The sequence below is a fragment of the Antrihabitans spumae genome (assembly GCF_043944905.1).
Taxonomy (GTDB): Bacteria; Actinomycetota; Actinomycetes; order Mycobacteriales; family Mycobacteriaceae; genus Antrihabitans; species Antrihabitans spumae.
In genome coordinates this window covers 29,557-40,849 of sequence record NZ_JBIMSN010000022.1, presented here as the reverse complement: position 1 = coordinate 40,849, position 11,293 = coordinate 29,557, and the positions used below count along the sequence as shown (strand labels likewise).

5 protein-coding genes are annotated in these 11,293 nt (G+C 64.3%); 3 read left to right on the top strand and 2 right to left on the bottom strand.

The features are described from left to right. The first annotated feature begins 260 nt into the window (after positions 1 to 260). From ACHIRB_RS05165 to ACHIRB_RS05155, 3 genes are all read left to right on the top strand, one after another. Complete coding sequence (locus ACHIRB_RS05165) at positions 261 to 1,436, top strand: lipase family protein (protein ID WP_395119425.1); 1,176 nt, start codon at positions 261 to 263, stop codon at positions 1,434 to 1,436. Positions 1,437 to 1,538: 102 nt separating this feature from the next. Continuing rightward, positions 1,539 to 2,336 (top strand): ABC transporter ATP-binding protein, encoded by a 798-nt coding sequence (locus ACHIRB_RS05160; RefSeq protein ID WP_395119427.1) that lies wholly within the window; start codon positions 1,539 to 1,541, stop codon positions 2,334 to 2,336. A 34-nt stretch (positions 2,337 to 2,370) separates the two neighbouring features. Continuing rightward, positions 2,371 to 4,878, top strand: a complete 2,508-nt coding sequence (locus ACHIRB_RS05155; RefSeq protein WP_395119518.1) for an ABC transporter permease — start codon at positions 2,371 to 2,373, stop codon at positions 4,876 to 4,878. A gap of 60 nt (positions 4,879 to 4,938) precedes the next feature. On the opposite strand, the gene ACHIRB_RS05150 is transcribed toward ACHIRB_RS05155, so the two are convergent. Both ACHIRB_RS05150 and ACHIRB_RS05145 read right to left on the bottom strand, forming a co-directional pair. Continuing rightward, positions 4,939 to 5,424: a DUF3558 domain-containing protein gene (locus tag ACHIRB_RS05150; RefSeq protein WP_395119429.1), complete on the bottom strand. Its 486-nt coding sequence runs from the start codon at positions 5,422 to 5,424 to the stop codon at positions 4,939 to 4,941. A 62-nt stretch (positions 5,425 to 5,486) separates the two neighbouring features. Further along, positions 5,487 to 10,940: an ATP-binding protein gene (locus tag ACHIRB_RS05145; protein WP_395125877.1), complete on the bottom strand. Its 5,454-nt coding sequence runs from the start codon at positions 10,938 to 10,940 to the stop codon at positions 5,487 to 5,489. Between the last annotated feature and the right edge of the window lie 353 nt (positions 10,941 to 11,293).

Genomic DNA, 11,293 nt, shown 5'->3' with positions numbered 1-11,293 from the left:
TCGAAACCATCAACCCGAACCGCTCAGGCCAGCACGCGCCCCGCGTGAAAGATCCGGGCTAATCGCATGCGAATCAGGGTATCGGTGCCCTCCGACAGGCTCCGAATTTCACGCCGTCATCTCGAAGTTGCTCAGCTTTTACCCCACTTTGACTCGTCCATGGTGTGAACGAGGTCACGGTCATATAAAGTCAGCGCGTCCTGACGATGAGGCGTTACAGGGTTGGGAATTAAGGGAGCGGGACTTTGATCAGGCGTGGCATGAAGTTTTTGTTGGCAGCGATGGTGGGCATTCTCATCGCAGGATTTATGAGCCCGGGAGCTAGTGCCGAGCCGCTGTATCCGGACCAGGATCCTGATCCGTTTTTCCATGCTCCGGCGGACATCGGAAACTTCAAGCCCGGTGACGTCGTCCGGGTGCGCAGGATCGACACCTTCTGGTACGCGGGCACCGAGGGCTACCACGTCGCCTTCCGGTCGACGAACTCCGCGGGCAACCCGATCATGGGCATGACGACGGTCCTTATGCCGATCGGTGTGAAGAATCCACCGCTCGTCTCCTACCAGGCCATCATCAATTCGCTTGGCGTGAAGTGCAATCCGTCGCGTTCGCTCTTCAATGCCGAACTCAACGATGCGCCCGGCATGTACCTGCCGACCGGGCGTGGCTGGGCGATCTCGGTGCCCGACCACCTCGGACCGACGGGCGCATACGGTGCCGCCAAGCTCGGCGGCATGGTCACGCTCGACAGCGTTCGCGCGGTCAAGCAGGTCAGCGAACTCGGTCTGTCGAACGTTCCCGTCGTTCTTGCCGGCTACTCGGGTGGCGGTATGGCGAGCGCGTGGGCCGCGGCAATGCAGCCGACCTACGCTCCGGAGTTGAAGATCGACGGCGTCGTCGCGGGCGGCATCCCGGCCGATCTCGAACAAATGGCACGCGGCCTCGGTTTCGCGCCGCACCCGGGATTCGGTCTGGCCTTCGCGGCTGCGATGGGTCTCGAGCGCGAGTACCCCGACCGCTTGCCGATCACCAGTCAACTCAACGACAACGGCCTGTTTCTGCGATCCTTTATGGCCAACGAGTGCAGGCGCTTCCTGATCTTCCACGGTCTGTTCAGGAGTGCCGAACAGTTGGCCGCGCGCCGCGACCTGATGACAAGTTCGGCGGCAATGTCGGTGCTGCGCGAGAACAGCCTGCGGTACTTCCGTGACGTGCCGACCGTCCCGATCATGATCTGGCACGGCATCTACGACGGCTTGACGCCGTACGACGCCGTCGCCGATGTCGCGCGCAGATACTGCGACAACGGTGCCAATCTGCTCTTCGCGCCGTACGACATCTCCGAGCACATGACCTGTGCCGCACTCGGATTCCCGCAGGCTTGGAACTACATCGAGGCACGTTTCCGAGGGGAACCGGCACCGACCCAGTGCTGATGTGCGAATAGTGGACTCGATCAGGGTCTTCCCCGATAGCGCCATCCGCCGGAAACGGACAGGATGGTTGGCAGATCCTGATCGAGAACCCGAAAGGCGACCATGCCCTCCAATGCCAGGTCCACCGATGTGCGAAGCACCGACACCGACACCGAGAGCGGCCCCGCAACCAACGCGATAGCGGCGCGGGCAATCGACGTGGTCAAGACCTACGGCAGTGGTGACACCCAGGTGCGTGCGCTCGACGGGGTGTCTGCCGACTTCGTGCGCGGCGAGTTCACCGCGATCATGGGTCCGTCCGGGTCCGGCAAATCGACGCTCATGCACTGCCTCGCGGGGCTGGACAACGCGACCTCGGGGTCGGTGCTTATCGGTGACACCGAATTGATGTCACTGTCGGACAAGCAGATGACGATGTTGCGACGCGACCGAATCGGCTTCGTGTTCCAGGCGTTCAATCTGGTCCCGACGTTGACGGCGCTGGAGAACATCACGCTGCCGCTCGACATCGCGGGACGCAAACCCGACAAGGAATGGCTCGACACCGTCATCGGCAGGCTCGGACTGCTCGACCGGCTGAGTCACCGTCCCGGTGAACTGTCCGGCGGACAGCAGCAGCGTGTCGCCTGCGCCCGCGCGTTGGCTGCTCGGCCGGAGATCATCTTCGGCGACGAACCGACGGGCAACCTCGATTCCCGCTCCTCGGGGGAGGTGTTGTCGATCCTGCGGGCGTCGGTGGACGAATTCGGTCAGACGGTTGTGATCGTCACCCACGATCCGCGGGCGGCCGCACACGCCGACCGCGTCGTGTTCCTTGCCGACGGACACATCGTCGACGAGTTGCGCGATCCCACAGCCGAATCCGTGCTCGACCGGATGAAGTCGCTGGAAACGGTCTGAGAAAATGAAAGCGTCTGCAATCGCATCGTCACCGATGCGCAAGGTCTCGCTGCGCAATCTGGCGGCACACAAGGTTCGACTCGCACTCACGCTGCTGTCGGTAGTTCTCGGAACCGCCTTCGTCGCAGGATCGTTCGTCTTCACCGATACCTTGTCGAAGACGTTCGACGGTCTGTTCTCCGATATCGCGGTCGGCGTGGACGTGCGCGTCAGCCCCGAAGATGTTCGCTCCAGCGGAGTGCCCCTGGCCGATGTCGACAAGATCGCCGCTATCGATGGAGTAAGGACCGTCGCCCCGAGCGTCAACGGTTCGATCGTGTTGCTGGACAAGGACAACAAGGCCTTGCAGACCGGCGGCGCGCCGAGTATCGGTGCCTCGTACCTGCCGCCGGACAAAGCTCTCGAACAGGCGGAGACGTTCACCTCCGGTGTACCGCCGTCGAAGCCGGGCGAGTTCGCGCTCAACGAAGGTGCGGCGGCGAAAGGAAACCTGGAGGTAGGGGACAAGACCAAACTGCTGGTCCCGTCACGCGGTCTGTACGACGTCACGTTGACCGGCATCTATTCGACGTCGACGGACGGCGGTGGGTTCATCGGCGCACTGTTCGACGATACGCAGGCGCGTGAACTCTTCACAGACGGTCAGCACGTCGCGTACGTCGATGTCGCCGGAACCGGTCTGTCGCAGAACGAGTTACGTGACCGCATCCAGGCAGCGTTTCCTGATCTGAAGGTACAAAACGGTGATGAGGTTCGCGAAGAACTGAAGGGCCAGATCAACGAAGCGCTGAGCTTCATCAACTACTTCTTGCTCGCCTTCGGTGGAATCGCGCTGCTGGTCGGCACTTTCATCATCTACAACACCTTCTCGATGATCGTCGCGCAACGCCTTCGCGAACTGGCGCTGCTACGCGCGATCGGCGCGAGTCGGGCGCAGGTCGGTCGGTCTGTCGTGTTCGAGGCGTTGATCGTCGGCGTTGTCGGCAGCGCACTGGGTCTGGCGTCCGGTGTCGGTCTGGCGTACGGACTTCGATCGCTGCTCAACGTGTTCGACCTCGGACTGCCGACGGGTGCGCTGCGACTCGAGCCGCGGACCATCGTCGTCGCACTTGTCGTCGGCGTTGTGGTGACCGTGGTCAGCGCCTACGCCCCGGCCCGTCGAGCGGCGAAGATTCCGCCGGTCGAAGCGATGCGCGAAGAGTTCGCGTCGACCGGAGATTCGTTGCGGCTCAGAACGATAATCGGTGCGGTGCTCGCCGCCATCGGCGTCGCAGCCGTCGTGATCGGCGCGCAGGGGACGGGTGGTCCGGCGGCGTCGACTGTCGGTCTCGGAGCTGTCGCCCTTGTCTTTGCGGTGCTGCTCGCAGCGCCGGCGCTGTCGCGTCCGATCGTCGGTGCACTCGGTGCGGTCTTCACGAAACCGTTCGGCTCGGTCGGGCGGTTGGCTCGCAACAACGCGGTGCGCAACCCGCGCCGCACTGCCGCAACGGCTTTCGCGTTGACCCTCGGTTTGATGCTCGTCTCGGCGATCGGCATGTTCGGAGCATCGGCGAAGGCCAGCGTCGACACTCTGGTCGACAAGGGTGTGAAGGCCGACTTCGTCCTCACGGGTCCGCAGATGATCGGCGTCCCGACTCCGGCAGGCGATGCGGTGCGCGCGATAGGTGATGTGGAGCAGGCGGTTTCGCTGCGATTCGTTCTCGCCAAGGTTGGTGACGAGAGTGCAGGCAACGGCGTCGCCTTCAGCAGCCCGCCGGATTCCGTTCTCGCGATGACGATGGTCGAGGGCAACAAGGACCTCGCCGACGACGGCATGCTGGTGTCGGAAACCGAATCGAACGACAAAGGCTGGAAGCTCGGTGACACAGTCACTTTGACGAGCTTCGACAACGAGCCGCACCCCGTTCGGGTGACGGGCATCTTCGAGGATTCGCAGTTGCTCGGCAACTGGATCGTCTCGGATGCGATGTATCAGAAGATCACACCGGACAATCTGCGCGCCGATTTCCTCGTGCTGGTGAAGTCGAAGTCCGGCGTCGATCAGGAGACGCTACGCACCGAGCTGGAGGATGCGACGGACCAGTTCGTCGTGGTCTCCGTTCAGGATCGGGAGCAGTTCAAGGGGGAGCAGGGCAAGCAGATCGACACGCTGCTCGCCGTGTTGTACGGATTGCTCGCGTTGGCGATCGTGATTGCGATCCTCGGCATCATCAACACCTTGGCATTGTCGGTCGTCGAACGGCGTCGTGAGATAGGTATGTTGCGCGCAGTTGGTATGGCGCGCAGCCAGGTTCGCCGGACGATCTATCTCGAGTCGGTGCTGATCGCGGTGTTCGGTGCGATCGTCGGCGTGCTGCTCGGCATCGGGCTCGGAACGGGGTTCATCAGAACGCTGCGGGACCAAGGCCTCGGCGAGATCGCGGTGCCGTGGGGTCAGGTGGTCGCGATGCTGGTCGGGTCCGCGGTGGTCGGTGTCTTGGCGGCGCTGTGGCCGGCTGTTCGCGCTGCCCGAACCAAGCCGCTGGAAGCTCTGGCCGAATAGGCGGCTCCGCCGCTCGTGAGTCCTTTTGGTGGGCGGGCCCTCCGAAAGGACTCACGATCTCTAGCCGCCAACGCTTTTTGCGGCTAGGCCTTTTGCCGTGTCACACGACGCCGCCGCAACGCCGGTTGTGTCGGTCCTGACCAGCCAGTGAATGAAGTCCGCGCCGTCTGCGATGCCGACCTGACAGATGCCGTCGGCCGCGGACGTGAACGCTCGATGACCGTCGATCTCGATGTCTTCGACGATCTTGCCCGACCTGATCGCGACCTCACGTTCGCGTTCGAACGGGCTGCCGCGGAACCAGGTGAACATGACGTACGGCGAGCCGGTCGGCGTCTCCCAGCGACACTTGATGCCGTTGTTCGCGACGAGTTCCAGTCCGCTGTAGCCGGTGACCTGAACCACGGCAGCGGTATCGATGGACCCACACTCGCCGTAGAAGGCGCCGAACTCTGTTGCGTTACCGGCTGATTCCTGCACGGATGCACCAGCAGCGGCATCATCGCCACCGCCGCCGCAGCCCACCAGAAACGCCAAAGCGAGCACGCCGGTCGTGAGTCCTTTCGGAGGGCCCGCCCTCCGAAAGGACTCACGAGGCGCGTAGCGCCCTATGTTCTCGCCATCCCTCGCTCGACGGCGGCGATGATGCTCGACCTCAGCTCCGCAGCCGGAACGATCGAATGCACCGACCCGACCTGCAGTGCGCGATCGATGTTGTGGACCGCTTCGAATTCCTGCGCGACCTCACCGAGCTTGTCGGACCGAACCGCACTGCGCGCCGCGGCAAGTTCGACGCGAAGGTGTGCACGCTCGGCGTCGTCGGTCGCCGTTGCAAGCTGCTCTTCCAACTCCTTGACCGACGGATCTGCCGCGGTGCGGGTATTGACCTCACGCGAGAACACCACTGCGGCAGCGGGAGCGCCACCGATCACCGAGGCGAACGACCCCTCGACGGCGAGTACTTCCATGTTGTCGTTGAGCGCTCCGGAGAACACGACGAACGCGCCGCCGTGGTAGCGCGAGATCACGCAGAACACGATCGGACCGTCGAAGTTGACGATCGCCCGTCCGATCTCGGCGCCGTATTCGAGCTGGATGTTGCGCAGCGATTCCGGCGAGCCGTCGAAGCCGGACAGGTTGGCGAGAACGACCAGAGGACGATTTCCGCTGGCCGCGTTGATCGCTCGCGCCGTCTTCTTCGACGAGTTCGGGAACAGCGTGCCCGAGGTCCACAGATCGGGACCGTCCGCCGGGAACCAACCCTTACGCGGGATGGTCCGTGACTCGATGCCGATCACCGTTGCCGGGATGCCCGCGAGGTGCGCGTCGAACACAACCGACGTCTCCGCGCCCGCCATGTCCGCCCACCGCTCGAGGACCGTGTGGTCCTGATCGACGACGGCACGCATGACGGTCCGAATGTCGAAGGGCTTCTTACGTTCCGGGTTGGTGACGGAGGAGAAGATGTCGCCGACGGTGGTGAAGTCGCTCGACGGGTGCACGTGCGGGTAACCACGGACGTCGCGGTTGACGGGGTCCTTGGTATGGGCGCGACGGGGGAAACGTTCGCCGGGCGCGGTGTAGGAGTGCTCGTAGTGCGCGAACAGAATGTCGCAGGCGGCGTTGAGGTTCGGCGCCCAGTACTGCGCTTCGCCGTTCGGACCCATGACGCGGTCGTAGCCACCGATACCGAAGTTGTCTTCGGCCGAGACGCCGCCCGAGTAGTCGAGCGACTGCTTACCGGTCAGCACCATGGCACTGTCCGGCGTCATCACGAGAATGCCCTTGGTGTGGGTGAGCATCGTCGCTTCGGCATTCCAGTACGGCTGTGCGCCAACGTTGATACCCGCGACGACGATGTTGATCTCACGACCGTCCTGCGTGAACGTGATGATCCGGCGCAGAGCGCGGGAGACCCAGTCCATGTTCTCGGTGCCGCTGTCCATGGAAATCGTTGCGCCGGAGGACAACGTGAACCATTCGAGCGGAATGTCGAGTTCCTCGGCCAGGTCGAGCGCGGCCACGACGCGGGAGCACTCGGCCTCGGCAACGGTACCGAGTGCTTTCGTCGGATCACCGAACAGCGCGACGCGGGTCATACCCTCGGGGTACCGCAGCGTCGGGGTGGTGACGATACCGACGATCAGGCCCGCTTTGTTTGTGCCGTAAGGCCTTTCGACGGGTGCGAGGCGTCCGGTGCTGTCGAAGTCGTACTCGGTGAACGTGCCGTCCTCGCCGGTGAGCAGCGGAATGATCTCGTACGGGTAGACCGTGCCACGGGCGCGTGACCGCAGCACCTTCTGCGTGTAACCGTCGAGCGGCTGCAGCGGTTCGGTCGGCGGCTCGGTTGCCTTGATGAAGACGCCGGCGCCCGAACGGTACGAAAAGCGCAGTGCCACTTCACGTGGTGCTTCGTTCGGCTGTTCCTGCAGCAGTGCGAGCAGGGTTACCTCTTCGAGGCCTGCGCCGACCGTCAGCGGCGCGATGTACTGCGCGATGGCGGTGAGCTGCTCCATCGGCTCGTTGATGACGGGCCAGATGTAGAGCGCAACACGGTTGTTGTCCAACCTGTTCGAGCCGCGCTTGGCCTGCTCGCGCCGGATGCCGTCCATACAAGCCGACAGCGCACGCTCGATCGCGGGCAATGCAACGATGTTGCCTGCCGGGTCGCGCTGGACCGTCTCCTCGCGGATTTCGGCGAAGGCGATGAGCCGCTTGTCGGCCGGATTCTCTTTGGCGTCGAGCTGATACAGGTGCGTATCTGCAGCCGACGGCAGGCGGGTGCCGTCGAAGTGCTTGAGGCGCCAGAAGTCGAAGCGCTGACCGGTCAGCGGATGCATGTCGCGGATGATGCGATCCTCGACCAAGCCGGATTCGTTGCCGCGCAACGTGATCAGCTGGATCGACTCCTTCGGGCCGAACACGGTGACGGTCGCTCGACGCCACGTCCGCGCCTTCGGGTGCTTCTCGAGTACCTCACGCAAGGCCTCGGACAGTTCGTCGCCTTCAGGCGCTGTCGGCCACGACATGTAGAGGTCGACGGCAAGGTCGTCGGTCTTGGACCCGGCAAGTTCGTCGACGATGTCGAGGGTGCCCGCGAAGTCTTCGATCGTGGTGCTGATCGAAATCAGGTCGACGCGTTCACCGGCCTGATCGAACGTTCCGGTCACGACGGTGCGGCCATCGCGGGTGAACGCCTTGACGTCACCGAGGACGTGGATCAGGTAGTACTGCCGCGTGATCACTTCGAGCAGCGCGCCCGGGTCTGCGATGCGCTGTGCGAGCAGACCGATCAGCGGTTCCGGAGTTGCCGCGAGTGCCCGGACCCGATCGCCGTAGTCGACGGAATCTGGACGTTCGGCGAGGTACTGCAGGTTGCCGCGGACGTTGTCGTAGGCGCGGTTGCGAATCTCGCGGATCGACGGCTCGTCGAAGAACCGGAAGCGCAGGTTCCTTGCGACGTCACCGATGACCGGGTAGCGGACCTGGGTGGCCTCGATCAGGCGATCGAGCACCTCGGCAAGAGCCGGACCAGCCTTGGGTGCCGGTGCCGCATCGGTGAGCCAGCGTTCGAGCAGGCCCACGATCACGGGGACCTGGTTCTCGATGCGCTGCAGTGCGAGGAAGAGGCGGTAGACCGCTTCTTCGAGCAGCGGACCGTGTTCGAGGTCGATGATGTCGTAGTGGCTGAGCGCGCGGGAGAGTCTGTCGCGGAACGAGTCCGGCAGGCCTTGCACGTCGCAATCAAGTGACAACAGGTACGAGTGGAAATGCTCGCGCGGGCTGTGAGCCTGCTCGTGTGCGTATTCCTCTTCGTCGGTCGACGGCCGGTTGCGCGACAGTTCGCAGATGTCGGCGAAGGTCGTCAACAGGTCGAGTTCGGCGTCGACCGTACGGTCGGCAGCCGTCAACGACGACCGCAGCGTGTCGTATTCACGCAGCAGTTCGCGGGCACGCGCGCCGCCGACGTCGAAGCCGGTGAGCACGGCTCGCAGCGCATCGAGGCGCGCCGTCGCTTCCGCGCGGGCGTCGCTGTCGATGGTCGAGGCTTCTTTCGCGAACTCCACTCGCGGCGACGTGGAGACGGCGGCACCGTCGTCGACGGGGTCGACGCGCAGCAGCGGAGCGCCGGCATCGATCTGTGAGTTGACGACTGCGAGCACTTCGCGGACCCGTCCAGCAAACGGTGCGCGAACCGCGGTTTCCATCTTCATCGCCTCGAGCACGACGAGCGTCGCGCCTGCCTGAACCTCGTCACCGGGGGCCACTGGAACGGCGACCACGACGGCGGGCGCTGGTGCGCGAACGACGCCTGCCTCGTCCTGGCTGATCTGATGGCTGATGCCGTTGACCTCGACGAGGTAGTGCGCGGGACCCGCGACGGAGACGACGTGATAGCGCTTGCCGCCGACGACGATGCGGCTCTCGTACTTGCCGTGGCGATCGACGTCGACCTCGAACTCGCCGCCCTCGGTCTCGACGCGGTAGCGGTGCGGACCGATCTGGCCGACGGTCAGCTGATACGCCTGACCCTGGTAGGAGAGTTCGACGGCGCGGCCGATGGCGTGGGTCGCACGCGGACGCCCACCCCGTGCCGAGTGCAGGAACGCCGCGCGTTCGTGGGTCTCTTCGGCGTCGTAAGTGTCGATGGCCGCGGCGATGAGTGCGATGTCGGCGACGCGAGTCGGGCCGTCGCTGGTGCCTGCGCCGGTGCGGTCGAGCCAGCCGGTGTCGGCGGATGCCGAGATGACTTCGGGCCGGTCGAGCAGGTCGAGGAGGAACGACTTGGTCGTCGTGCCGCCGTCGAGGACGACCGTCGTCTCGCGCAGCGCAGTGCGGAGTCGTGCGAGCGCCTCGGAGCGGTCCTGACCCCATGCGATGACCTTGGCGACCATCGAGTCGTAGTCGGGCGGGATGACGTCGCCCTGTGCGATACCGGTGTCGACGCGCAGACCGGAGCCGAGGGGGAACTTGAGCAGCCGGACCGTTCCGGGTGCGGGCGCGAACCCGTTGTCGGCGTCCTCGGCGTTGAGCCGCGCTTCGACGGCGTGCCCGAATTCGGCAGGGCAGTCCCCTTCGAGGCGGTGGCCGTTGGCGACCATGATCTGCAGTTTGACCAGGTCGAGGCCGGTGGTTGCCTCGGTGATCGGGTGCTCGACCTGCAGGCGGGTGTTCACTTCGAGGAACGTGAAGAGCTTCTGATCGGGCTGGTAGAGGTACTCGACCGTGCCCGCGCCGCGGTAGCCGGCGGCGTGCACAAGTTCGCTCGATGCGAAGCGGAGGTGGTCGGCCTGCTCCTTGGTGAGCAGGGGCGAGCTGGACTCTTCGATGACCTTCTGGTTCTTGCGCTGGATCGAGCAGTCGCGCACACCGGGTGCCCAGACGTTGCCGTGGTTGTCGGCGATGACCTGGACCTCGACGTGGCGTGCGTCGGTGACGAGGCGTTCGAGGAAGACGACGGGGTCGCCGAACGAGCGCTCTGCTTCACCCTGGGTGCGTTCGAGGGCAAGCTCGAGTTCGTCTTCGGCGTAGACCTTGCGGATGCCGCGGCCACCACCTCCGCTGCGAGCCTTGATGATGAGGGGGTAGCCGATGGCCTGAGCGTGCCTACGCGCGTCGGATCGGGTTTCGACGGCGCCACCACTCCATGGTGCGACCGGAACGCCGACCTTCTCGGCCAGGATCTTCGCTTCGACCTTGTCGCCGAGCAGACGCATCGCCGAGGCGGGCGGCCCGATGAAGGTGATGCCGAGCTTCTCGCAGAGGTCGGCGAAGTTGGGGTCTTCTGCGACGAAGCCCCAGCCGACCCATACGGCGTCCGCATTGGCCTGCTTGAGCGCGCGTCCGAGTTCCGCATGGTCGAGGTAGGGGCTCGTCGTCCCGTTCGACCGCAGGGTCACCGATTCGTCGGCTTGCCGGACGAACATCGCGCGACGTTCGGCTTCTGTGTGCAGAGCGATCGTGGCTATGTCGTAGTTGTGCTCTGCATTCAGCTCCCGGACGGCCCTGATCAGGCGTACGGCGGCTTCGCCCCTGTTGACTACAGCAATTCGAGTGAACATATCTCTCTATCGTCCGGTGTCGAAGGTTCGTTCTTGCAGCATGCCTCAGCAGGCGGCATATGCGGGATGATTCCGCGTCGACGTGTCTATTCAGCGATGTTCGACGGGTCCGGCCGGGATCGCCGACAGGACCCGCAAGCGTCGTTGCAGTCCACTCAAGGTTGCAGCATCGAACACCGACCCGCCAAGTCGGCATCCCGGCGTGTCTGCATCGCTGGATCGTAAGATTCCGAAAGATCAAGCAGCGGTCCGTGTTTCGCGGACGCATTTACGCAGAGTGAAATTTGCCTCTCTCTGCGCGATTTACCCGTACCAGCGAGTAACGTTGCGGCCGAACGCTTCTCGACGATCTA